Here is a 23,673-nt window from a genome sequence, read left to right on the forward strand (position 1 = left end):
GAACGGGTGCGTGAAATATCGGTACATTAGTGGTGGAAGGAAAAGTTATCAACATTTATGGTCAACTTTCTTTTGCAGTAGTATTGCATGGGAAAAATTTACTTAATTACCAGTTAATAAATGGTTTTAATGGTAATATTTTTCTTATAAAATACACAAAGGAGGGAGAAAAACCACCTTAAACAAGTTCAAAAAAATGTCTTGACATCTTTAGCCACCATAGGTTGCTAAAAAGCTTATCCTGGCATAGAGAACTGAATTTCAAGAACAAGTTATTCAGGAAGAAGGCTTTCTCCCTGGATATACTCTGCATTAAATGAAAGCGTGTGCGAGTTAAACGTTGTAGAGCAAGATAACGATCATCCACAGAAACCTCCTCCGGGAGGCGACCAAAACGTAATTTATCTGCAATAACCCAGGCATCCACATCATCGTTTTTAGGTAGATCATTATAAGAACTCTTAAAACGATGGACAGATTTGGCATTTAAAACATGAACGCTGGGAGAAAGGATTGCTAGGCGTTGGTCATTTTTTAAAAAGGTTGCAAGGTGATAACTGTAGTGGGATGTGGATTCAAGACCCACGACAAGTTTGTCCACTGAATAGTGACCAGCAGTTTGGAGAATTTTGTCCACAAGCTTAATTGCACCGGGTAGATTGTTAGTAACCGTTAATTTGCCTGCGTCAGATCCATCTTCTTTTAGAAGGCGCACTTTATTATCGTTCATGCTAACGTCAATACCAACAAAAAGTTTGGTCATATATATCACCTCCCAAGACAAGAAAATCAAGCTAAGTATAAGACCTGGGTGCCCTCGGGAAACCGCCTACCCCAGCCTCGTAATGAGTACTCATCCGGCCAGGTGGGTACAAATGGGTGCTGCAGCCCATCACCATAAAACCGGCGGCACAACCAGCGGTTAGAAATTGGCAGCGGACCAAGGGTAACAGTCTTTAAAAAGTAGTGATCTAAGAAGATCCCACAAGGAGTGATAGAAATATCCCTATACTTTGCCTGTCGGTCCCATTGTCCCGCAAATAAGCAACCAAGTCTAGATACTGCTTGATATTCCAGAAAACATCGTTTAAAAAAGGCAATAGAAAACCGGCCCGGGCAAGATACCTACTAAAAGCACCTTGGAGGCCGGTAAAAGAATAACTTCTATTTTATTTTTTGATTTAACATTATTACCCGATCGGGGTTTGGATTTTGTTAAAACTGAAAGTTCTTTATTATCACCACCCATATTCTTGGTACCTTAACCAACAAAAGTTTCAAAACTTACCCACAGTACAATAGTCGCGCGACAGGTATACCTTATTGTATCTATTATGGGTTCGTTTATTGCTTTTGGTGGTTCAGGTACCTAATGTAGGAACCGGTTCCAATAGGGCAATCCATATAATACCAAAGATGGTAAATTGGCTTGTCCTTGTTTCTAAACTTATTATACGAGGAGTTCTAAGTATGAACGAGTGGCTGATTCTTGTTTACAAAATACCCTCGGAGCCCACTAAACTAAGGGCTGCGGTTTGGCGTAAAGTCAAAAATGTAGGTGCTTTTTATATACAAAACTCGGTGTGTATTTTACCCAGTAATAAAGAGTCTGAAAGGCACTTCCGCCAGTTGCGAAAAGAAATCGAAGAAATGGGTGGAGAAGGCTACCTTTTTAAGAGCACCTTAGTGGGGGCGGAGGAAAGGCTGGTTGAGCAGATTAATGAGGCCAGGAACGAGGAGTATACGGAAATCATTGATAAATGTGACGACTTTTTTAAAGAGATAGAGTGTGAGATAAACGATAAGCATTTTACCTATGCGGAGCTGGAAGAAAACGAAGAAGACCTGGAAAAGTTGAAAAAGTGGTACGAAAAAGTGCTGGCCAGGGATTATTTTAAAGCCAGCCTTAGCCAAAAGGCAGGAGAACTCATTCAGCAATGCCAGGAGAAACTAGAGGAATTTAGTGACAGGGTATTTCAGTATGAGGATCAACATGGTCGAAAAAAAAATTAGCTATATTCCTCGTTTATACTTTAGCCGCCGGGAAAACTCTGGACCGGGGATGAAAGGCGGCTTGGTTTTTAAAGTATTGAGTATTTTCTTTTGAGTATGGTAAATTTTAGATATGGATAAGGTTAAATCAACAAGACATTCACGATACCATATTAACTATCACATAGTATGGATACCCAAGTACCGGCGCAAGGTATTAGTCGGGCATGTGGCATCCAGGGCAGAAGAAATTCTTCGGCAGATAGCAAAGGCAATGGCGTGGGAAATTGTTGCCCTTGAGGTAATGCCAGACCACGTCCACTTGTTTGTATCTGCACCCCCAAAGTTTAGCCCAGCTGATATTGTAAAACGATTTAAAGGTGTTTCAGCCCGGCAGCTGCTGTTAGAGTTTCCGGAGTTAGCAAAAAGGACCGGTCAGGGAACTCTGTGGGCACCATCCTACTATATAGGAACAGCCGGTGCTGTATCGGCTGAAATAATCAAACGATACATCGAAGAATGCCAGGATCATTGAGGTGTCACTATGCTTAAAACCTACAAGTACCGGCTCTATCCAACAAAAGAACAATCTCGCAAGATGCATGAAACCTGCTTCTTGTGCAGCCTGGTATATAATCAATTTCTTGAAGAACGACGGGAAGCTTGGGAGATTGGCGGCATTAGTATAAAATGCTACGACCAGATTAAATCACTGCCGTTTAAAAAAGAAGATAACCCCAGGTTAAAAGAAGTCTTTTCACAGGTACTTCAGGATGTGGCCCGGCGAGTTGATAAGACCCACCAGGCTTTCTTCCGCAGGGTGAAAGCTGGGGAGACCCCGGGCTATCCCTTGTTTAAGCCAGCCCGAAGATATGACAGTTTTACTTACCCGCAGTCTGGGTTTTCTTTGGAAGATAACCGTCTGGTACTCTCAAAGATAGGCCCGGTGAAAATAAAACTGCACCGTCCCATGGATGGTAAGGTTAAGACACTAACCATCCGGCGGCAGAACGGCAAATGGTACGCTTGCTTTTCAGTGGAGATAGATGCAGTACCACTACCGCCTACCGGTGAATCCTGCGGAATAGACGTTGGGTTAGAAAAGTTTGCCACTACCTCAGACGGAGAAATCTTTGATAATCCCCGGCAGCTGCGCCAGGCAGAAAAGAAACTAAAACAGCACCAACGCCGGGTATCCCGCAGGAAAAAAGGTTCCAACCGCCGGAAGAAGGCTGTCCGGGATCTGGCCCGGTGCCACGAAAAGGTGGCTAACCAGCGCCGGGATCTGCACCATAAAGTTGCCCGTTCCCTGGTAAATCGGTACGATTTGATAGCCATTGAAGATTTGCAGGTTAAGAATATGACCCAGAACCACCACCTGGCCAAGAGTATTGCTGATGCCGGCTGGGGGAACTTCAGACTAATCCTAACGAGCAAGGCTGAGAGTGCGGCCGTAAGGTAGTGGAAGTTGATCCCAAGCAAACATCACAACTATGCTCCCGGTGTGGTGCCGAAGTGAAGAAAAAGCTATCCCAAAGGTGGCACCACTGCCCGGTTTGTGGACTGTCTATAGACCGGGATGTAAATGCTGCCATTAACATTTTGAAACGAGCAGTATAACTACCGTAAAAATTAGGGCCTGGACGGGGCCTTCGGGGACAGGCGGCGGTAGCAGCCTGGATGAACCGAGAAGCCTCACGTTTCAACGTGGGGAGTCGTCACTTTGCATACATAAGAACACGGCGCTATTGTGAAATTATTTACAAACCCCCGTTGACATCTTTTTGAACAATATCTATGATTGTTATAATACTATATGCACTATGCAAATATAAGAGGGGGCGATGATTTTACTAACCGGTTAATCAGGCTTTAACCAAAATATCATTTGAAAGGAGCGGACTTTATGCATTTCCCTGTGTCCGGGGTGGATGTTCTGCCCTTTATTCCACCGCTGGTGGCGTTCCTGGTTTCCTCTTTAACGGCTTCAGCCGGGGTATCCGGTGCTTTCTTGCTGCTGCCCTTCCAGGTGAGCGTGCTGCACTACACCAGCCCCTCGGTTAGCCCCACCAATCTCATTTATAACATTATCGCCATCCCCGGCGGGCTATACCGTTACATTAAAGAGGGCCGCATGGCCTGGCCTTTGACCTGGGCAGTGGTCATCGGCACGTTGCCCGGCGTATTCTTCGGGGCTTGGATTCGCATTTTGTACCTGCCCAATCCCAAAGCCTTCAAGCTCTTTGTGGGTCTGGTGCTGCTGTACCTGGGTTACCGCCTGCTGTCGGAAGTGATGGGCTGGAACAAGCAGGTAAAAGAGCAGAACAAAATCATGCAGAAAAAGTTTGCCGAGCAGGTGGCAAAACTGAAAGAAGAAAACTCCGGCCGCATGGCCGCCGGTCTGCCTGCAGAAGCAGTGGTTAAGACCAAGTCTGTATCCTGGAAGAAGATTGAATACGAATTCTGGGGCGATACCTACTCCTTTAGCACCCTGGCCATCCTCTCCCTGGCCCTGGTGGTGGGCTTAATCGGCGGCATTTACGGCATCGGCGGCGGGGCCATTATCTCCCCCTTCTGCGTGGCGGTGCTGGGCCTGCCGGTCTATACCGTGGCCGGGGCGGCCCTGGCCGGGACCTTCATAACTTCCATTGCCGGGGTTGTTTACTACCACATCCTGGCCACCACCTCCATTGCCAGCCAGACCGCCGTGGCCCCCGACTGGCTGCTGGGAGCCCTCTTTGGCATCGGTGGTCTTTTGGGAACCTATGTGGGTGCCCGCATCCAGAAGTTCCTGCCGGATAAAATCATCAAGGTAATTCTCACCGGTTTAATTCTCTTCCTGGCCTTCAGCTATATTGGGCAGTATTTCCTTAAATAGGCACACGCAAATCCCGACTGTGGTACAGTTCCTGCGCCGCAGAAGGGATTTCCTTTTCCAGAGCCGGCCCTGGCAGACCCCATGCTCTTTGATGAGTTACTGGTGCCGGAGTTGGTGGACAAATATTATATCTTTGCCATCGCCATCCGCAAAAATGCGCCAAACCCGGAGATGGCCTGGGTATTTCTGGACTTAATATTAAGCAAAACCAGCCGGCAGCTACTGGAGGACTGTGGGCTCATCCCTTATTAGTAGTGCAGGGCTGGTTATTACACCATCTTAAGGATACTTCCGTTATCTTGGAATAGCGGGAGTATCCTTTTTATATAAAATACAGAACTATCAATTGGGCAACAATTGTAAACAGTTCAAACATAATTCACAAATTTGTGACGGCTTGTTAACAATTTTGTGACATTTCATAGATATAATGTATTCGGAATGAAACCAAAAAGACCTTACAAACAAGGAGGAAAATGCGCATGAGGAAAATCTTAAGTAAAACAAATCTCTAACCTAAAGTCAGGTAAAATTGGTTGGGTTCGTTCAGGATTTACGGTGACTTCTGGGGAGAGCTAGTAATGCTTTGTAAGAGTGGATTGCCATCGCCGCTCAAAAAATGAGACATTTGATCTTCAGCGGACAGGATTTAGCCTTAGCTTACAATTAACACATAGAACCCAGGAAATAAGGAGATGAAACCATGTACCATCAACCTTTTGCCGGGCAGGGTATTTTGTTTTGGATAGTGGTATTTATTTTTATTGCTGTCTTAACGTATCTTTTTACCAGGGGCAAGGAACAGCCCCGGGATGAAGGACCCAACGAAGAAGAGCTGGCCGCCCGGGTATTCCCCAACATGTCCGGGGAAGTCAAGCTATTACGGGAGGAAATTAACCAGCTAAGAAATGAACTATCCGTACTTAAGAATAAGGTTGAAAAAGATTAATTAGAAATTGGTGGTGATTTCAATGCTTATTAAAAAAATCAGTACCGTGCTTTTAAGTCTTCTTATACTGGTACTGGCCATTACAGGCTGTGGCTCTACAAACACGAAGACAACCACTGCAACCACCGGTGAAATTAACCCAACAACATCTGTCACCCAGTACGGGGCCCCTAACCGGCAGGCAGATTTATGGGGTAAGGTTAAAACTATCCGGGGTAACAAAGTAACAGTATTTAAGGCAGAAAACAAAAATGAAGCTTTGACAGAAGAAGAAAGGGCCGCCCAACGGGCCAAAATGCAGGCACTCAGTCCCGAGGAAAGAGCCAAAGCCAGAGATGAGAGAATTAAAGTTACCAACGAAATCCTTGAAATCCTCATTCCTGTGGGAACCCCTGTCATTCTAACCAATACTTCTGCCAACGGGGCAGAGCAGGTAGATATCTCAAACATTAAAAAAGATGATCTCTTGAAATTGTGGCTGGAAAAGTCATCTGGTGGCGGGGAATCTACCGTTGAATTTGTGCAGATTATCCGTAGCGGCAGCCGGTAGGGCGTGGGGGAAGAAATGATGATTGCTATGAAGGGCATTGTAAAGGTGTATAAAACCGGGGCGATAGAACTCAAGGCATTGGATGGTGTGCAAGTATCGGTGGCCAGGGGGGAATTTGTGGCCATTATAGGAGCCTCGGGCTCTGGTAAAACCACCCTCATGCAACTGATGGGCTGCCTGGACCGACCTACTGCCGGGGAGTATTGGCTGGATGGGGAAGATGTTCTGGGCTGTTCCGAGGAGCAACTGGCGGTGGTCAGAAACAGAAAAATCGGCTTTGTCTTTCAAAAGTTTAATCTCTTGCCCCGCTTTGACACATTGACTAATGTGGAAATCCCCCTCATCTATCAAGGGGTGGACCGCCGTGTTTCCCGGGGGCAGGCCGCCCGCCTGCTGGAAATGGTGGGCCTTGGGGATAGAATGAAACACCGGCCCGGAGAACTTTCCGGGGGCCAGCAGCAGCGGGTGGCCATAGCGAGAGCCTTGGTGGCAGACCCACCTTTGATTCTGGCAGACGAGCCTACCGGTAACCTGGATACCCGCTCGGGCAAGGAAATCATGGAACTGTTCAAAGCGTTACATAACAGTGGCCGCACGCTGGTTTTAATTACCCATGACCCCGGCATTGCCCGGCAGGCCGGCAGGATCATCCAAATCAAGGATGGCAAAGTGATAGCCGGGGAGCATTTTTAGGGGGAGTCTTTTGCAATGGTCAGATAAATTGTCCGGTTTTAAAAGCAAAAAGGCATTAGCCATAGGAACAGTGCTGATTTGCCTGGGGTTGGCCGGTTCTTTTTTCTTATGGCAGAGGTCTATGCAGAAGGTGACGGCGGAAGAAATCAAAGAAGTAACGGTACAGAGGGGCGACTTGAAAATAGATATGGAGGCGGATGTCAAAGCGGAGCAAACCTCTGTGGTGCTTAATTTTCCAATGGAAGGAATCATAAAAGAAATCCCCGTTGCGGTGGGCAGCAAAATAAAGGCCGGTGATGTCATTGCCCGCCTGGACCCGGAAAAATATGAGTTAGAGCTGCAGTCGGCCCGGGCAAACTACGAGGCGGCCCAGGCTAAATTGGCCAAGGCCCGGGAAGATTACCAGGACAAATTGGTCGCCGCCAAGGAAAAATTGGACAACGCCCGACTTGTTTATGAGCCTATGAGCCAGATACCGGACGCCTTTTCCAAACAGGAACTGTCCTTAAAGAAAACTGCCGCCGACAGTGCCGCGGAAAGTTATGAGTTGGCTAAAGAGGCCACCTCGTCCATTAAGATGGAGGAAGCCAACGTGGCCCAGGCTCTGGTGGCGTTAAAAAAAGCAGAGAAGAACCTGGCAGACACCGTGTTGCGCTCCCCGGTAGACGGTACTGTCCTTTACCTGGGCAGCAAGGTAGGCGAACACTATACCACAGGTGGGGATAACGGTGACAAAAAATTTGCAGTGGTGGCTGAAGATAATGCGGTATATGTAAACGCTAAGGTGCTGGAACTGGACATTGGCCAAGTTTCCCCCGGTCAGGTGGTAGAGGTCAAATTTGAGGCCCTGCGCGATGAACTTTTTCCGGGTAAGGTCACTGGGATTATCCCGTTGCCCCAAACAGACAGCAGTGGTGTGGTGAGCTATGAAGTGGACGTACAACTGGACCGCCCGGAACCGAGAATAAAAAACGGCATGACCGGAACGGCATCCTTTATCCTTGTACAAAAGAAGGATGTACTAATGATCCCCAATGCAGCGGTCAGACGGGTTGACGGTGCCCAAGTAGTGGAAAAGCTCAATGAACAGGGCCAATATGTGACCCAAAGGGTAAAAACCGGCTTCACTGATGGCACCAATGTGGAGGTTATCAGCGGTCTCAAGCAGGGAGATAAGGTAATTATCCGCACCAAAAAGGCAAATCAGGGTGAGAAGGCATGAAAATAAGTGAACTCGTGAAAATGGCCCTGGTTAATATCCTTGGCAATAAAGTCCGGGCTTTTCTAACCGCCCTGGGTGTCATTGTCGGTGCGGCCACCATAATCCTGGTGGTGGCAGTGGGCAAGGGAGGGCAGGCCTCGGTGGCCCAGCAATTTGCCAAACTCAACGCCGGCACCATTTTTGTCATGTCCTCCCAAAGCGGCACCTATAAAAAGCCCCTGACCACCAAAGACGTGGCGGCCATCCGGGAAAAGGCCCCGGCGGTGGGGCAGGTTACCGTGCTGATTAACGGTAAGGCCGAGAGTAGCTTTAATAACCGCGACTACCGGGGAGATGTCGTTGGGGTCTTCCCGGAGGCCCAGCCTTTGAACAATCTGAAAGTCCAAGCGGGTCGGTTTATCAGTCAGGATGACAACAAGCAAAGGAATAAAGTTGTGGTGCTGGGATCAGAGGTAGCGAAAGAGTTATTTGGTGACGATACCGTGACGGCATTGAGCAGCACTGTAAAGGTACATCAACGTAATTTGAAAGTTGTCGGAGTGCTGGAGAGGTTGGGAGATGCCACCGGCGGGGTGAACTTTGATGAAAGTGCCATTGTGCCCTACGAAGTGGCTGAAAAGTACATCCTGGGGACTACCGTCTATCCCCGGATGGTGGCCCAGGCCAGAGACCTGGCCAGTGTGCCCGCAGCCATGAGCCAAATTGCCGGTGTCTTAAGGGAAACCCACCGCCTACGTGGGGATGACGATTTTTTCTTAAGGGATGCCGGCAGTAAATTAGCTGCCGCCCAGGATTCTGCCCGCACCATGTCCCTGATGCTGGTTATCGTCGCCACCATCGTCCTGGTGGTGGGGGGTATCGGCATTATGAACGTAATGTTGGTTTCAGTGAAGGAGCGGACCAGAGAAATCGGCATTTTAAAGGCCATCGGCGCCAGGAAAAAGGATATCCTGCTGCAATTCTTACTGGAGGCGGTTATCATCAGCCTGGCCGGTGGTATAGTGGGGGTGAGCCTGGGTCTACTGATGCTTCCTTTGATGAAATATGCCGGATTAAAGGCTATTCCAAGCACTCTGGGGGTAGTTCTGGGTATGGTTTTTTCGGTTGCTACCGGTACCTTTTTTGGCTATTACCCGGCCAAGAAGGCAGCTGATCTAAGCCCGCTGGAAGCGTTAAGTTATGATTAGAGAATTGAATTGGCGATTTGGTAAACAATTAAAAAATCTTGCAAATTAAGTTTTTTCTGATATAATTAAGTTAATACTTAATTAGTTAGGCGGGGTAAAAACAGTGGAGCTTTTATCCATACTAAAAATTCTCGGAGATGAAACACGCTTTAAAATACTGCAACTGCTCTTAACCAACGATTTTTGCGTGGGGGCCCTGGCCTACCGTCTGGGAATATCCGAAGCGGCTGTTTCCCAGCATATTCAGGTTTTAAGGAAAGGAGGCCTGCTCAAGGGGGAAAAGAGGGGTTACTGGACCCATTACTCCGTGGAAAGGGGCGTTTTAGTCCAGACGGCTGAGGCCCTGCGGGATCTGGCAGCCAGACCGGCGGCCTCGGAATATGTCTGCCAGCGGGAGTCGTTATCAGGAATTAATCGAGGAGAGGAGATAAAGAAGATGTGTAAATGCAAATGTGAACACCCGGAAAAACTTCAGGGAAAACCCGGACAATGCAGCCAGCAACAAATTAAAGAATGTCACGGCGACCAGGAAAATCATTCCTGCGAGAACAAGGATAAAGAATAAGGCAAAAGTCAGAGGGCAGGCGCTTCTTCCTGCCCTTTCGTACTTTCATAATACATAGCACCGATAAAGAGGTGATTAATTGTGAGTTTTACCACGGTTTTGTTTATTGTCACCTTCCTTTTGCTGGCCCTTTCTTGGAGCAGAGATAAGCAGAAAACCAAAAAGGCCCTGAAAATTGCCTGGAAGTCCTTCAGCAACCTGCTGCCTACCATGCTGGGTATTGTCGGCATGATGGGATTGGTGCTGGCGGTTCTGCCGCCGGAGGTTATCAAAACCATCTTCAGCGACCGGAGCATCCCGGGTCTCATCCTGGTTTCCCTGGTGGGTTCCATTACCCTCATGCCTGCCTTTGTGGCCTTCCCCCTGGCGGGGTCGCTTTTGCAGGCCGGGGCCGGTGTCACCGCTGTGGCCTGCTTTATTACCACCCTGATGATGGTGGGGCTCATCACCGCTCCGGCAGAAATCAAATATTTCGGCAAGCCCTTTACCCTTAGCCGGAACGTTCTGGGCTTTGGTTTTGCTCTGGTCATCGGGCTTTTGATGGGAGTGCTGGTATGATAATGCGGGTTAGAAAATATGCCCTGTTTTTACTGGTAGTCCTGCTGGATCTGGGACTTCATCTGTCCGGTAGCGGCAAAGGGGCGGTGGCGGCCCAAACGGGCTTTGACTATCTGATAGAAATGCTCCTCTTTATCCCACCCATCATGGTTTTGGTGGGTCTGCTGGATGTCTGGGTGCCCCGCCACATGGTGGAGAAAAATGTGGGCCAGGGGTCGGGGCTAAAGGGAATTCTCATTTCTATACTGGTTGGGTCGGCGGCAGCGGGGCCTCTTTATGCCGGTTTCCCGGTGGCCGATGCTATGCTGAAAAAGGGCTGCCGTTTGGCCAATGCGGTCATCTTCCTCGGCACCTGGGCCACCATTAAAATCCCCATGATTATGATGGAAGTGCGGTTTGTGGGCTGGAAGTTTGCCCTGGTGCGACTTGCCCTGACGCTTCCTGCCATTATCACCACCGGCTTTGTGGTGGAAAAATTTGTGGAAAATTCTAACCCACCGAACCGCACGGGACAACAAATTTCGGCAAAGGCTTGGGAAACAGTCTGACACGCCCAGGTTAATAGCCACCGTAGCCATTAAATTTGCGTTGTTTTGTTTAAAAATGGGAAGAATAAGGATTGCCGGAGACAACCATTAAATGTTATTATATTAGCAAATATTTATATTATCAATTAATATTAAGAACAATTAACCTTAAAACAGGAGGGACAAAGTATGGAGATCAAAGTGCTGGGAACGGGGTGCCAGAATTGCAAGGCACTGGAGAAGGCGGTTAAAGAAGTTGTGGCGGAAATGAATTTACAGGCTAACGTGGAAAAAGTGGAGGAAATTGGCAAAATTGTGCAATACGGTGTTATGCTCACCCCCGGTCTGGTGATTAACGGCAAGGTAAAGGTTTCCGGCCGGGTGCCCAGCAAGGCGGACATTAAAAAGATGATCAGCGAAGAACAGTAAGGTTTGTTTAAGGGGCTGAAAAGCATAAGACGAACGGCGTGCCCGTTCGAGGACAAGTCATCCTCCCAACCGGGGATGGCTTTTATTTTGAAATTACCTGGTTCCTGTATTGACACCCGGACGAGTCAGTATTAAACTATATTCAAATATAATAATATAGATTGGCGGAACAACAATTACGGGAGAGTGATTACCATGTTGCAGTCCTTTGCGGATTTGGTAGTGTACAACTGGCTGGGGTTAAAGCCCAAGACCCACCTGGCGGATTCCCTGAACTTCTTTATTTACGACACCATTAAGGTCATGCTGCTGCTGGCCACCATTATCTTTGTGGTGTCCATCATCCGCAGTTTCTTCCCGCCGGAAAAGACCAAGAAAATTTTAAGCCACAAGCGAACCTTTCTGGGCAACATCATGGCGGCCCTTTTGGGCATTGTAACCCCCTTTTGCTCCTGCTCGGCGGTGCCGCTCTTTATCGGCTTTATTGAGGCCGGCGTGCCCCTGGGGGTAACCTTTTCCTTCCTTATTTCCTCGCCAATGGTCAATGAGGTGGCCCTGATCATGCTCTGGGGCCTCTTTGGCTGGAAGATTGCCATGATTTATATCGCCACCGGTCTCACGGTGGCCATCATTGCGGGGATTGTCATCGGCAAGCTGAAACTGGAACACCTGGTGCAGCCCTATGTCTATGAAATTAAAATCGGCGGCACCGGGGCGGCGGACGGCAAAATGTCCTGGCAGGAGCGGGCCACTTATGCTTTGAACTACACCAAACAAATCCTGAAAAAAGTGTGGATTTATGTGGTTATTGGTATTGCGGTAGGGGCCGGTATCCACGGCTATGCACCAGAAAACTTCCTGCTGCAGTACGCCGGTAAGGATAATCCCTTTGCGGTTCCCCTGGCGGTACTGATCGGGGTGCCCCTTTATTCTAACGTCGCCGGCACCATCCCCATTGTGCAGGCCCTGATGAGCAAGGGCATGGGTATCGGCACCGCCCTGGCCTTTATGATGGCGGTCACCGCCCTGTCCCTGCCGGAGATGATTATTCTTAAACAGGTGCTGAAGGTGAAGCTCATTGCCATCTTTGCGGGCATTATGGCGGTGGCCATCATGATGGTAGGTTATCTGTTTAACGCCATTATTTAATGGGCTGTGACGTATGAAAAAATGCTCCAGGAACTGACAGAGCATGACAAACTTGGGTGTTTAAGGCTTTGATGTTGTCCACCACCGGGGCAAACTCGGTCCGGCGGATTTCATTGTATTCTTCATCATCGGGACCGTCCAGGGAAATAAAGACGGCATCCAGCCGCAGAGGGATAATTTTATACCCTTCCTCAGTGGACAGGAGCAGCGCCTCGGTTCCCTGCTCCCCCGGGAAAAGACTGAGGGGTATTTTTTGTGCAGAAGCAAACCACCTCTGCATAGAAATATACCAGGAAGTGGAAGCAGTGATAAAAATTTCTGCCCTGCGGAAGGAGTGTATCTGACTGAATTCTATCACAAAAGTAGATTGCAAGTTGGGAAATACAATTTCTCCATTCTTGGATTGGCATAGTCCACTTCTTAGAGATTGACTCGATCGCCAGGCAAATTATCTTTCTCAAAGCATCATCCGTAGGATAAGCAGTTTTGGTTTTCGTCTTTTTAAAATTTTCATTCGATAAATATTTCTAGCATCGACAAAAAATATCACTAGATTATTTAAGTTTCATCAGTATATTAATATCAATGCAAGATGTAAGATCAGTATTATTATATCTTTTAAGGAGGGTTCCCTATGATTAATGTCATCCAGGCGGATATATCCCTGCTCGGTCTGCAGGATCGAGAAAAAAGCCAGGTCATGCATGCCCAGGATTTTGGACTTCCGGAAGGGTCCCATGAGCAAAGAATCAGGGCGGTCACCGGGGAGGCCTGCAAGGCTGCGGAGTCCAGGGGTTTAAAATCCCTGCTGCTGCCGGTGCTCAACTCAAGGGCGGAGGAGATATCCCCGGCTGCCGCTAGGGTGATGGTTTCAGAAGTAAGGAGATATTTGTCCCTGGGTTCCGGCATCGAGGAAGTGACCTTTGCTTTGCCTGATGAAAAAGGGGTACAGGCTTTTCAGGAGGTGGCGGGCAGGAAGAAAATTGTCTGCCTGGGGGACAGCATCACCTATGGCTATCCCGACGGTCCTCGCTTTTCCTGGGTGGCCGCTGTGGCAGAGGCCACCGGCCATCCTTTCATGAACCGGGGGATCAGCGGTGAAACCACCGGTCAAATGCTGGCCCGTTTTGACCGGGACGTTGCAGCGGAGGAACCGGCCTATGTCATCTTTGCCGGCGGCCATAACGACGGGTGGCTGGGCGTGTCCCTGGCGGAAGTGCAAGAAAATATCAGAAATGTTGTCAGACTGGCCTTTGACAACGGCATTTGTCCCATCCTGGCTTTACCCTCGCCGCTCAATATCCGGCAGATGCTGCAGCACTATGAGGGTACCGGGGAAGAGGCCCGGCGGTATTTCGCCAAGCTGGAGCAAATCCGGCAATGGATCGACCGGTATGCCGGCGAAAGGGGTCTTTTGACCCTGGATTTCCATACGCCCCTGCTGGCCGGGGATTCAGGAGAAGGGGACGTCCGGTACCTGTTGGACGGTGGGCATCCAACCCACGAAGGCTACCGGTTATTAGGGGAAGCTGCCATCCGACAATTGACGGGCAGGTTGCATTTCGGTAAAGCGGAGTTGGCATAAAAAGAAACATCAGGCAGGCCATCCCCCAAAACAAAAACTCCCCTGGCTTCCAGGAGAGTTCGTTCCTATTCCAGATCTAAAACCTGCCGCAGTGCTAAAATATGACGACATTTGAAAGAGGGGTCCCGGCGGGAGCGCCAGCGAAAGGTACAGCAGTCGCAGCTGTTCAGCGTAGTGGTTAATTCCCAACGACAGTCGGCTTCCACAACCGAACCACGGTCCGGGCCGGTTACATAAACCACCAGGTCGCCTACGGGGTAAGGTTCAAAAAGCTTTACCGGTAAGTTCTTGCCAGTCAACGTAAATATCCACCTTTCTGATGTTCCATCTGTTTCTACCTATATAGTTTATGCAAGCAGATTCCGATTTCCTTCTTGGAAAAAAGTTTTCATTTCTGCCAGACAGGTCATTGACTGGTGCAGTTCTTTATGTTAGTGTAATTAATAATTGGTGTAGATTAGCCTAGACGAGATTAGCTAAATAGCAGAGTTGAGATTAGCTGAGAGCAGTGAGCGGGATATATATGCGTATAAACCGTAGCTCATCTTTCGAGCTGCGGTTTTCTTATTTTCTTTAGCAGCGGGTGAAGCACCTGCCCGGTGCCAAGCGGACTTTAGCAAAATGATATGGAGGTGATTTTCTTGTACTATCCTTCCCTTGAGGATTACTGCTCATTATCCGAGGAGTATAACTTGATTCCGGTCTGCCGTGAATACCTGGCAGATACCGAAACCCCCGTCTCTGTCTATCATAAACTGTCTCCCCGGGGACCCAGTTTCCTGTTGGAAAGCGTAGAAGGTGGTACGACACTGGCCCGGTATTCATTTATCGGCACGGATTGTTTTTTAAACTTTCGTTATCATGACAACCGGGGAGAGTACCGGGGAAAGCTGGGAAGGGCCAAGCTGCACGGCAGCCCCTTAACGGCGTTGTCTGGTCTTTTAAGCAGGTTCCAAACCCCTGTACTGCCGGATTTACCCCGTTTTACCTCCGGCGGAGTGGGGTATTTCGGTTACGACCTGGTGCGCTCCCTGGAACGTCTCCCGGAACGAAGTAAAGAGGGTCTGGGTCTGCCCCTTTGCGAGCTGATGTTCCCGGGTGTGGTGCTGGCCTTTGACCATGTGCGGCGCACACTGAAGGTGGTAGCAATCTTCCTTTGTCCGGCAATCCGGAAGAGACCTACCGGCAGGCGGTAGAAAAGATTGACCAGGTGGCGGAACAAATTTTTGCCTCCCAGGGTAACCCGGGCGTTCATCCTTTGAGTGGTGCCGCATCCTACGCCAGGGAGCGGTTAAACCGGTATCTGGCGGACCATTCCTCCATGAGCCGCAGTCAATTTGAGTCGGCAGTGAGCCGGGCCCTGGATTATATCCGGGCAGGCGATATTTTCCAGGTGGTGTTATCCCAGCGTTTCAGTCTCCCCTTTGCCGGCGCGCCCTTTGACCTCTACCGCAGGCTGCGGTCCATTAGTCCTTCACCCTATCTCTTTTACTTGGATTTTGGTGAACTGGCTGTGGTGGGGGCCTCCCCGGAAATGCTGGTACGGGTAGAGGGGGAAAGGGTTTTTACCCGCCCCATTGCCGGCACCAGGCCCCGGGGCAAGGATGCCGCCGAGGATATCCAACTGGCGGCGGAATTGCTGGACGACGAAAAGGAACGGGCGGAACACTTGATGCTGGTGGACCTGGGACGCAATGACCTGGGCAGGGTCTGTGTGCCGGGAACCGTTGAGGTGCCGTATTTTATGCAGGTGGAACGTTACTCCCATGTCATGCACCTGGTTTCCGAGGTAACGGGAAAATTGGAGGCGGGCAAAACCAGCCTGGATGTGCTGGCCGCCTGTTTCCCTGCGGGCACGGTATCCGGGGCGCCCAAAATAAGAGCCATGGAAATCATTGAAGAATTGGAGCCCATGCGCCGGGGGCATTATGCCGGGGCAGTGGGTTATCTTGATTTTGCCGGCAATATGGATACCGCCATTACCATTAGAACGGCCGTGCTGCAAGGCGGCAAAGCTTACTTACAGGCAGGGGCGGGCATTGTGGCGGATTCCGACCCCACCAGGGAATACGAAGAGTCCCTGCACAAGGCCAGGGCCATGGCTGCGGCTGTGCTGGGGGCTTCAGAGGAGGAAGGAGGGGTGCTGCGTGCTGGCAGTGATCGATAATTATGATTCCTTTACGTATAACCTTGTTCAGTTGGTGAGGGAACTGGGGCAGGAAGTCAGGGTTTATCGCAACGACGCCATTACACCGGAGGAACTGTTGGCCACCGGGGTGAGCGGGTTAATTCTCTCACCCGGGCCGGGCAGGCCGGAACAGGCAGGCATCTGCCTGGAAACCGTGCGGCAGCTGCAGGATAAAATGCCCATTCTGGGCGTTTGCCTGGGGCATCAAACCATCGCCCAGGCCCTGGGAGGCAAGGTCATTGCGGCCGGTCGCTTAATGCACGGCAAAACCTCCACCATCCTGCATGACGGCAGCGGGCTTTATCTTGATCTGCCCCAGTCCTTTACAGCCACCCGCTATCATTCGCTGGCCGTGGAGGAAGAGACATTGCCCTCCTGCCTCAGGGTATCTGCCAGGACGCCGGAAGGGGAGGTGATGGGAATCCGTCATCTAAACTACCCGGTGGAGGGAGTCCAGTTTCACCCCGAGTCCATAGCCACCACCCAGGGCAAAGCCCTGTTGAATAATTTTATTAAACAATGCTCCTAAAAGAGTTGAGTTGAGAAGGAGGAGAGAAGAGTGATCAGTGAAGCCATTAAGAAAGTGGTGACGGGAGAAGACCTGTCCGAGACCGAAGCCCGGGAAACCATGAAGGAAATCATGGAAGGCCAGGCCACCCCGGCGCAAATTGCCTGTTTGCTGACAGCATTGCACCTGAAGGGTGAAACGGCGGAAGAAATCACCGGTTTTGCCCGCACCATGCGGGAAAAGGTGACCCCGGTGAAAACATCCAGAACCGGCCTGGTGGATACCTGCGGCACAGGGGGAGACGGTGCCCACACCTTTAATATCTCCACGGCCTGCGCCTGGTACTGGCCGGCGCCGGTCTGCCGGTAGCCAAACACGGCAACCGGTCGGTTTCCAGCAAATGCGGCAGCGCCGATGTGCTGGAGTACCTGGGCGTGGCGGTAAACCTGACCCCGGAAGAGGCGGGGCTGTGCCTGGATAAGGTGGGCATTGCCTTTCTCTTTGCCCCGTTGCTGCACGGGGCCATGAAATACGCCGCAGGTCCCAGGAAGGAAATCGGCATTCGTACCGTTTTTAATATCCTGGGCCCCTTGACCAATCCCGCCTTTGCCCAGAGCCAGGTACTGGGCGTCTATTGTGCCGACCTTGCCCCGGTGATGGCCCGGGTCCTGGCCAATCTGGGCACCAGAAGGTCCTTTGTGATCCACGGCTGCGGCGGCCTCGACGAGGTGTCCCTGGCCGGGGAGGCTTTGGTCTACGAGATACGAGGCCACGAGGTGAAGCAGATCATCCTGGACCCCCGGGAATTTGGCTTTGCACGTGCCCCCATCGCGGCCCTGGCCGGCGGGGACGTCAAGAAGAACGCCAGAATGATCCAGAACATATTACAGGGCGCACCCGGCCCTCAAAGAGATGTGGTGGTCATAAACGCCGCCCTGGGCCTGGTGGCCGGCGGGTTGGCCCAGGACATTGCCACCGGCGTCAGGCTGGCCGAAGATGTTATTGACTCGGGCAGCGCCATGAAGAAATTAAAACAACTGGTGGAGTTCTCGCAGACTCTGGTCAGGGGAAGGACGGCGGCACTTTGATTTTGCAAACAATCATCGAACATAAACGGCAGGAGATCCAGGCATTAATAGCCACCGCCAATATAAGAGACATGGCACGGCAGGTCAGCAAGTTACCGCCGGCCAGAGATTTCAAGAAATCCATCAGTTCTCCCGGCAGAGTGAACCTGATTGCGGAAATCAAGAAACGCTCTCCTTCCAAAGGGATTCTCTGCCCTGATTTTGATCACTGCCGGTTGGCCCGCATTTACACCGAAAACGGGGCCGCCGCCATCTCTGTCCTTACTGATTCCCGGTTCTTTGGCGGCCAACTGGCCTACCTGGAGGAAGTGCGGCAGGAAACCGAGCTTCCCCTGCTGCGCAAGGACTTTATCATTGATCCGGTACAGCTATACCAGAGCAGGCTGGCCGGCGCCGATGCGGTTTTATTGATTGCCGCGGTCCTTTCCGATGAGGAACTGAGCCACCTGCTGGCGTTGGCCGGAGATTTGGGTCTCCAGGTCCTGACAGAGGTGCACACACAGGAAGAATTAATGAGAGTACTGCAGGCGGGAGCGGAGATCATCGGTATTAACAACCGCAACCTGCACACCTTCGATACCGACCTGGTCACGACAAGATATCTGGCAGGATTGATCAACCGGCCGGGCATTACCGTTGTCAGTGAAAGCGGTATTTATAGCCAGGCGCATATGCAGTTCCTGAGCAACCTGGGAGTCCATGCGGCTTTGGTGGGAGAGGCCCTGGTGACCGCTCCGGACACCGGCTGCAAGGTACGGGAACTGGCAGGGGGAGGTGGTCCCCTTGCAGAGTAATACCGTCCGCATAAAAATCTGCGGCATCCGGGACGCCCGCACCGGTGAAGCTGCGGCCCTGGCCGGAGCGGACGCCATCGGCATGGTCTTTGCCCCCGGCAGGCGCCGGGTGACTCCCGAGCAGGCCCGGGAAATCTGCCAGGCCATCCCCCCGCTGGTTGCCAGGGTAGGGGTCTTTGTGGATACTCCGGCGGCAGAAGTCCGTCAGATTGCCCAATTCTGCGGGCTGGACCTGGTGCAGCTGCACGGCCAGGAAAGCCCGGCTTACTGCCGGGAACTGGGCCTGCGCTGTATCAAAGCGATCCCCGCCCGGGACCGGCAGACCCTGGAACAGGCCAATTTATACCCGGTGGCTGCCCTGCTGGTGGATACCTACGTGAAAGGGGTGGCAGGGGGCAGCGGGATCGCCTTTAACTGGCACCTGCTGGAGAACCTGCCCCTGCAAGCGCCTTTGATCCTCGCCGGGGGGCTGAATCCCGCCAACATCGGGCGGGCAGTGGCCCTGGTACGCCCCTACGGGGTAGACGTTTCCAGCGGGGTGGAGGTTAACGGGGAAAAGGATTTACAACTGATCAAAGCATTTATTAAACGTGCCAGGGAGGTGTGCGCATATGCAGCCGGATAACAGAGGATACTTTGGGGCCTACGGGGGGACCTTTGTTCCCGAGACCCTGATGCCGGCCCTGGAAGAGCTGATTCAGGCCTACCAGGAAGCCAGGCAGGACGACAGTTTTCAAAGGGAAGTGGAGTATTATTTAAATCACTACGTGGGGCGTCCCTCCCCGGTCTACTTTGCCGCGGCCCTCAGCAAGCAAACGGGGGGTGCCCGCATCTTTCTCAAACGGGAGGACCTGAACCATACCGGCGCCCATAAGATTAACAACACCATCGGTCAACTGCTGCTGGCCCGCCGCATGGGCAAGCAGCGCATTGTGGCGGAAACCGGGGCCGGCCAGCACGGGGTGGCCACCGCTACGGTATCCGCCATGCTGGGCATGCAGTGTGTGGTGTACATGGGGGAAGAAGACATTGAACGCCAATCCCTGAATGTCTTCCGCATGCGCCTGCTGGGGGCCGAGGTGGTGAAGGTTTGTTCCGGCACCGGCACCCTGAAGGACGCCATGAACGAAGCCATGCGGGATTGGGTAACCAATGTACGGGATACCTTTTATGTCATCGGCTCGGTGGCGGGCCCCACCCTTACCCTATGATGGTGAGGGATTTCCAGGCCGTCATTGGACGGGAAGCCCGGCGGCAGATGCTGGACCAAACCGGCGCCCTGCCCCACTGTGTGGTGGCCTGTGTCGGCGGGGGAAGCAACTCCATGGGCATTTTTTACCCCTTTTTAGAAGATGCAGGAGTCAAACTGGTGGGGGTGGAGGCCGGGGGACTGGGACTGTCATCCGGCAAACATGCCGCTCCTTTAACCGCCGGCAGACCGGGGGTGCTGCACGGGTCCTACAGCTACCTGGTGCAGGACCTGCACGGGCAGGTCACCCCGGTTCACTCCATATCCGCAGGACTGGATTACCCGGGGGTGGGCCCGGAACACAGTTATTTAAAGGACAGCGGCAGGGTACAGTATGCCGTTGCCACTGATGAGGAGGCGCTGGCAGCCTTTCACCTGCTTTGCCGGACCGAGGGTATTCTGCCGGCCCTGGAGAGTTCCCATGCCCTGTCAGAGGCAGTGAAACTGGCCGCCCAAATGGAAAGTCACCAGAACATTCTGGTTTGTTTATCCGGCCGGGGCGACAAAGACGTGCATACCGTGGCCAAGGAAATGGGGGTGGATTTACGATGACCGGAGTCCAGCAACTGGCAGAGAAATTTGCCCTGTTAAAAGAAGGGGGTCAGAAGGCCCTGGTGACCTATATTACCGCCGGTGACCCCAACCTTCAAACCACCGGCCGGCTTATTTCAGCCATGGACCGGGCCGGCGCGGATATCATCGAACTGGGTATTCCCTTTTCAGATCCTTCAGCTGACGGGCCGGTGATCCAACGGGCTTCCACCAGAGCACTCGGGAGCGGCACAACCCCGGCGGGCATTCTCAAGCTGGTGGCGGAGGTAAGGGGCAGCGTTACCGCTCCTCTGGTTTTAATGTCCTATTATAATCCCATCCTGCAGTACGGCCTTAATGCCTTTTGTCTGGATGCCGCCCGGGCCGGGGTGGCGGGCCTCATTATCCCGGACTTACCCGTAGAGGAGGCCGGTCCGCTGATTAACGAAGCAGACAAGGTAGGGCTGGCCGTCATCCCCCTGGTGGCCCCCACCAGCAACAGGGACCGTTTGGCCAAGGTCACCGCTGCGGCCCGGGGATTTATTTACTGTGTCACCGTAACCGGCATCACCGGCACCCGGCAGGATGTCACCGCGGAGATCGACAGGCTCTCCGCTCAGGTCATGGAATTTACCGAACTGCCCGTTGTGGCGGGTTTCGGGATTGCCACGCCGGATCAGGCAGCGGCGGTGGCCCGGTACTGTGACGGTGTGGTGGTTGGCAGTGCTTTGGTCCGACTGGTGGAAGAGCAGGCAGAGGACAGTATACAATCCGTGGCCGGTTTAACAGGTCAGCTCAAAGCAGCCCTGCAATCTCCCCAGGCACAATTTGGAAAAAATGGATAACAACTTATGGGTTGCTCATTATTGCCACTCAATGTAAAATAATAGAAGGACTTGTCCCTGCCAATTGTATAAAGCAGGGGATTTTTTATTCCGACATCCCCCCATAAATACGATCTGTTCCGTAATAAGAAACAGAAAACATTACTGATGATCAGGGGGGTTTAGTTCGGGGTCAGGGGGAGTGACCACGTTTTGACTTTAGAGCAATGTACGGCACAGTACCTGAACCAGGCCAGAGAGGGCGATGCCCAGGCCAGAGAACAATTGTTAATCCAGGCCAAACCGTTTATTCAAAGTGCCTGTGTCAAGGTCTGCGGGCGTTCTCTGGAATGGGGCAGAGACGATGAATTAAGCATTGGTTTAATGGCCTTTAATGAAGCCATTGACCGTTTTGAAGACGAAAGAAAAATTCCCTTCCTTGGTTTTGCCAGGCTGGTCATCAAAAGCCGGCTGTCAGACTTTTTTCGCCGGGAAGCCCGGCACAGGCACCAGCCCCTGGAATACCAAGTGGCGGATTATGGGCCGGTGCAAATGGATACAGCCCAGGCCTGGGAAAAGTATCTGCTTGAAGCAGAGGCCAGGGAACGGCAGGAGGAAGTCATCGAATTTCAAAAAGAACTGTCCCTGTATGGCATTAGCGTCAGTGAACTGGTGGAAGCTTCACCAAAGCACCGGGATTCCAGAGAAAACTTGCTTGCGGTGGCCAAACAGGTGGCAGAACAACCGGCTTTAATGGATCATTTACTCCGCACCCGGCGGCTGCCCGTCAAAGAATTGACTTTCAGTTCCGGGCTGCACCGGAAAACCATTGAAAATGGACGGCGATATATCATTGCATGGCACTGTTGCTGCATCAAAGGGAACGTTTCATTTACTTGTATTCTTATTTAAAGCTAACCGGTTGGTCAGAAGGAGAGGAGGGAAGCGGCTGTGCTTAAAGGAATTTTGGTTCAAACCAAAGGGCCCACCGGTGTGGTTATGACCCCGGACGGGCGGTTTGTCCGGGTGCTGTTAACCAGGAATCACCGCACCCTTGGACAGGAGGTCACCGGCACTGAGCTAAAATTTCCTTCCTTCCTGCAAGGGGTCGCGGTGGCTGCCGTCCTTATCCTGGTTTGTATCCTGGGCCTGTGGACCAAAATGATGCCGGCTGCTGCGGCGGCCTACGTAGCTTTGGATATTAACCCCAGCCTGGAACTGGCCGTGGACAATGACGGTAAGGTCATGGAAGCCAGGGGGCTGGATGAAGAAGGCGAGGAGCTATTAAAAAAGGTGACCCCTGAAAAACTGGACGTTTACCAGGCGGTGGAGCTGCTGGTGGCAGGGGCGGCCCGGTACCATTATTTAAACGACACCAATAACGTGGTGCTGGCCACCGTTACACCGGCCAGGGAAAACGCCAAGGTAGTGGATGAAGAAAAACTGGAAGCCGCCGTCAATCATACCGTAGCGGCAATGGCCACCCCGGTAAAAGTGGTGACCGAAAGGGCCACCGTGCAAGAGCACAAACAGGCAAGTAAAAAAGGCGTTTCCGTGGGCCGTTATTTAATTCACCAGGCAGCGCCAAGCAGGGCAACCAGATTTCCATTGATGAAGTAAAAAAGAAGGGATTGGGCCAGTTAGAAAAGGAAAAAGGTATTGAAATACAACACCTTTTGCCGCATCCTAAACTGAAGGTTAAAGAAGTTTTAAAAAACAGGGTAGAGGCAGGAGGAGATAAAGAGAATCCCAGGACGCCCGGCAAGCCGGTACAAATCCTGCCAAAGGAGCGGGATCCTGGAACAGGCCAGTCCAGTGGCCAGTCTAAGCATATGCCGTCGGGCCTGATCATCAAAGAACAAATACAACAACGGCCGCAAAACAACAATCCTCCGCAGAACAGAGGTGTTCCTGAGCAAAATAAACCGGATGATCGGGAAGGTAAGGAAGATAAAGAAGACGAAGAGGAAAAAGAGGAAGATGAGAATGAACAGCGGCGGGATGACCGTCGCCAAAACCCTTTAGGCCAGCCGGAGCACGCAAAGCAAATCAAGGACAGTATCTTGGATAAGGTACAGGAAAAACCTAAGAATAATAAAGATAATAAAGGAGGACATGGGTCTGACCCTGCCGGTGGCCATAGCCCGGGAAAACCCGGCAACGGACCGAAAGAAAAAGAGGATTAGAGATCCCCTTGAATAATGAAA

At 51.5% G+C, this 23,673-nt stretch carries 29 protein-coding genes and 3 pseudogenes; 28 read left to right on the top strand and 4 right to left on the bottom strand.

Going from position 1 to position 23,673, the window contains the following annotated elements; all coding sequences use genetic code 11:
- Window positions 1–178 precede the first annotated feature (178 nt).
- Window positions 179–763 (bottom strand): IS110 family transposase, encoded by a 585-nt coding sequence (locus P378_RS03210; protein WP_099082252.1) that lies wholly within the window; start codon window positions 761–763, stop codon window positions 179–181.
- 707 nt (window positions 764–1,470) lie between these two features.
- On the opposite strand from P378_RS03210, the gene P378_RS03215 reads away from it, so the two are divergent.
- From P378_RS03215 to P378_RS03285, 16 genes are all read left to right on the top strand, one after another.
- Entirely contained in the window at window positions 1,471–2,013 is a 543-nt protein-coding gene (locus P378_RS03215) for a Chromate resistance protein ChrB (protein WP_099082253.1), read from the top strand.
- A 112-nt stretch (window positions 2,014–2,125) separates the two neighbouring features.
- Window positions 2,126–2,527 carry an IS200/IS605 family transposase gene (gene tnpA, locus P378_RS03220; protein ID WP_099082254.1) on the top strand — a complete coding sequence of 134 codons (402 nt, stop codon included), beginning with the start codon at window positions 2,126–2,128 and terminating at the stop codon, window positions 2,525–2,527.
- A gap of 9 nt (window positions 2,528–2,536) precedes the next feature.
- Window positions 2,537–3,454 (top strand): RNA-guided endonuclease InsQ/TnpB family protein, encoded by a 918-nt coding sequence (locus P378_RS03225; RefSeq protein WP_238472821.1) that lies wholly within the window; start codon window positions 2,537–2,539, stop codon window positions 3,452–3,454.
- Complete coding sequence (locus tag P378_RS20815; protein ID WP_238472822.1) at window positions 3,454–3,612, top strand: transposase; 159 nt, start codon at window positions 3,454–3,456, stop codon at window positions 3,610–3,612. The genes P378_RS03225 and P378_RS20815 overlap by 1 nt, the downstream gene beginning before the upstream one ends.
- 286 nt (window positions 3,613–3,898) lie before the next feature.
- A complete protein-coding gene (locus P378_RS03230; protein WP_099082255.1) occupies window positions 3,899–4,870 on the top strand; it encodes a sulfite exporter TauE/SafE family protein in 972 nt (323 codons plus the stop codon).
- A gap of 81 nt (window positions 4,871–4,951) precedes the next feature.
- Entirely contained in the window at window positions 4,952–5,122 is a 171-nt protein-coding gene (locus P378_RS03235) for a hypothetical protein (RefSeq protein ID WP_238472823.1), read from the top strand.
- 451 nt (window positions 5,123–5,573) lie between these two features.
- Entirely contained in the window at window positions 5,574–5,819 is a 246-nt protein-coding gene (locus P378_RS03240; RefSeq protein WP_099082256.1) for a hypothetical protein, read from the top strand.
- A 22-nt stretch (window positions 5,820–5,841) separates the two neighbouring features.
- Entirely contained in the window at window positions 5,842–6,369 is a 528-nt protein-coding gene (locus P378_RS03245) for a hypothetical protein (protein WP_099082257.1), read from the top strand.
- Window positions 6,370–6,384: 15 nt separating this feature from the next.
- Window positions 6,385–7,062 (top strand): ABC transporter ATP-binding protein, encoded by a 678-nt coding sequence (locus P378_RS03250; protein WP_099082258.1) that lies wholly within the window; start codon window positions 6,385–6,387, stop codon window positions 7,060–7,062.
- Between the two features lie 10 nt (window positions 7,063–7,072).
- Window positions 7,073–8,284 carry an efflux RND transporter periplasmic adaptor subunit gene (locus P378_RS03255; RefSeq protein WP_099082259.1) on the top strand — a complete coding sequence of 404 codons (1,212 nt, stop codon included), beginning with the start codon at window positions 7,073–7,075 and terminating at the stop codon, window positions 8,282–8,284.
- Window positions 8,281–9,471 (top strand): ABC transporter permease, encoded by a 1,191-nt coding sequence (locus P378_RS03260; RefSeq protein WP_099082260.1) that lies wholly within the window; start codon window positions 8,281–8,283, stop codon window positions 9,469–9,471. Before P378_RS03255 ends, P378_RS03260 begins: the two co-directional genes overlap by 4 nt.
- 103 nt (window positions 9,472–9,574) lie before the next feature.
- Window positions 9,575–10,036: an ArsR/SmtB family transcription factor gene (locus tag P378_RS03265; protein WP_238472824.1), complete on the top strand. Its 462-nt coding sequence runs from the start codon at window positions 9,575–9,577 to the stop codon at window positions 10,034–10,036.
- 81 nt (window positions 10,037–10,117) lie between these two features.
- A complete protein-coding gene (locus tag P378_RS03270; RefSeq protein ID WP_099082261.1) occupies window positions 10,118–10,594 on the top strand; it encodes a permease in 477 nt (158 codons plus the stop codon).
- Window positions 10,591–11,142 (top strand): permease, encoded by a 552-nt coding sequence (locus P378_RS03275; protein ID WP_238456952.1) that lies wholly within the window; start codon window positions 10,591–10,593, stop codon window positions 11,140–11,142. The genes P378_RS03270 and P378_RS03275 overlap by 4 nt, the downstream gene beginning before the upstream one ends.
- 168 nt (window positions 11,143–11,310) lie before the next feature.
- Entirely contained in the window at window positions 11,311–11,550 is a 240-nt protein-coding gene (locus P378_RS03280) for a thioredoxin family protein (RefSeq protein ID WP_099082262.1), read from the top strand.
- 195 nt (window positions 11,551–11,745) lie between these two features.
- Entirely contained in the window at window positions 11,746–12,699 is a 954-nt protein-coding gene (locus P378_RS03285) for a permease (protein WP_099082263.1), read from the top strand.
- Here the strand turns inward: P378_RS03285 and P378_RS18870 are convergent.
- Together P378_RS18870 and P378_RS20820 are read right to left on the bottom strand one after the other, a co-directional pair.
- A complete protein-coding gene (locus P378_RS18870) occupies window positions 12,692–13,057 on the bottom strand; it encodes a hypothetical protein (RefSeq protein WP_143338399.1) in 366 nt (121 codons plus the stop codon). The genes P378_RS03285 and P378_RS18870 overlap by 8 nt on opposite strands.
- Window positions 13,038–13,202: pseudogene (locus P378_RS20820) on the bottom strand (IS256 family transposase); the annotation flags it as partial. The gene P378_RS18870 and the pseudogene P378_RS20820, both read right to left, overlap by 20 nt.
- Window positions 13,203–13,333: 131 nt before the next feature.
- Here P378_RS20820 and P378_RS03295 point away from each other — a divergent pair.
- Window positions 13,334–14,284 carry a GDSL-type esterase/lipase family protein gene (locus P378_RS03295; RefSeq protein WP_099082264.1) on the top strand — a complete coding sequence of 317 codons (951 nt, stop codon included), beginning with the start codon at window positions 13,334–13,336 and terminating at the stop codon, window positions 14,282–14,284.
- Window positions 14,285–14,349: 65 nt separating this feature from the next.
- On the opposite strand, the gene P378_RS03300 is transcribed toward P378_RS03295, so the two are convergent.
- On the bottom strand, window positions 14,350–14,583 hold the full coding sequence (locus tag P378_RS03300) for a hypothetical protein (protein ID WP_099082265.1): 234 nt from the start codon (window positions 14,581–14,583) through the stop codon (window positions 14,350–14,352).
- 342 nt (window positions 14,584–14,925) lie between these two features.
- On the opposite strand from P378_RS03300, the gene P378_RS23965 reads away from it, so the two are divergent.
- The 11 genes and pseudogenes from P378_RS23965 to P378_RS03355 all read left to right on the top strand — a co-directional run bounded on the left by P378_RS23965 (window position 14,926) and on the right by P378_RS03355 (window position 23,652).
- Window positions 14,926–15,480, top strand: a complete 555-nt coding sequence (locus tag P378_RS23965; RefSeq protein WP_180260957.1) for a hypothetical protein — start codon at window positions 14,926–14,928, stop codon at window positions 15,478–15,480.
- A complete protein-coding gene (locus P378_RS20005) occupies window positions 15,441–16,451 on the top strand; it encodes an anthranilate synthase component I family protein (protein WP_420795968.1) in 1,011 nt (336 codons plus the stop codon). Before P378_RS23965 ends, P378_RS20005 begins: the two co-directional genes overlap by 40 nt.
- Window positions 16,432–17,001 (top strand): anthranilate synthase component II, encoded by a 570-nt coding sequence (locus tag P378_RS03315; protein WP_099082267.1) that lies wholly within the window; start codon window positions 16,432–16,434, stop codon window positions 16,999–17,001. Before P378_RS20005 ends, P378_RS03315 begins: the two co-directional genes overlap by 20 nt.
- A 30-nt stretch (window positions 17,002–17,031) precedes the next feature.
- Window positions 17,032–18,068, top strand: a pseudogene (gene trpD / locus P378_RS03320) (anthranilate phosphoribosyltransferase).
- The gene (gene trpC, locus P378_RS03325) at window positions 18,065–18,862 is read left to right on the top strand and encodes an indole-3-glycerol phosphate synthase TrpC (protein ID WP_099082268.1); all 798 of its coding nucleotides are present in this window, start codon (window positions 18,065–18,067) and stop codon (window positions 18,860–18,862) included. Before trpD ends, trpC begins: the two are co-directional and overlap by 4 nt.
- On the top strand, window positions 18,852–19,487 hold the full coding sequence (locus P378_RS03330; protein WP_099082269.1) for a phosphoribosylanthranilate isomerase: 636 nt from the start codon (window positions 18,852–18,854) through the stop codon (window positions 19,485–19,487). The genes trpC and P378_RS03330 overlap by 11 nt, the downstream gene beginning before the upstream one ends.
- A pseudogene (gene trpB, locus P378_RS03335) lies at window positions 19,474–20,663 on the top strand (tryptophan synthase subunit beta). Before P378_RS03330 ends, trpB begins: the two are co-directional and overlap by 14 nt.
- Window positions 20,660–21,487: a tryptophan synthase subunit alpha gene (gene trpA, locus P378_RS03340; protein WP_099082270.1), complete on the top strand. Its 828-nt coding sequence runs from the start codon at window positions 20,660–20,662 to the stop codon at window positions 21,485–21,487. The pseudogene trpB and the gene trpA overlap by 4 nt, the downstream one beginning before the upstream one ends.
- Before the next feature lie 192 nt (window positions 21,488–21,679).
- On the top strand, window positions 21,680–22,378 hold the full coding sequence (sigI, locus tag P378_RS03345; RefSeq protein ID WP_238472825.1) for an RNA polymerase sigma-I factor: 699 nt from the start codon (window positions 21,680–21,682) through the stop codon (window positions 22,376–22,378).
- Between the two features lie 39 nt (window positions 22,379–22,417).
- Window positions 22,418–23,086, top strand: coding sequence for an anti-sigma factor domain-containing protein (locus P378_RS03350; RefSeq protein ID WP_099082271.1), 669 nt, complete (start codon window positions 22,418–22,420; stop codon window positions 23,084–23,086).
- Window positions 23,087–23,097: 11 nt separating this feature from the next.
- A complete protein-coding gene (locus P378_RS03355; RefSeq protein ID WP_099082272.1) occupies window positions 23,098–23,652 on the top strand; it encodes a hypothetical protein in 555 nt (184 codons plus the stop codon).
- Window positions 23,653–23,673: the final 21 nt, after the last annotated feature.

The organism is Desulforamulus profundi (genome assembly GCF_002607855.1).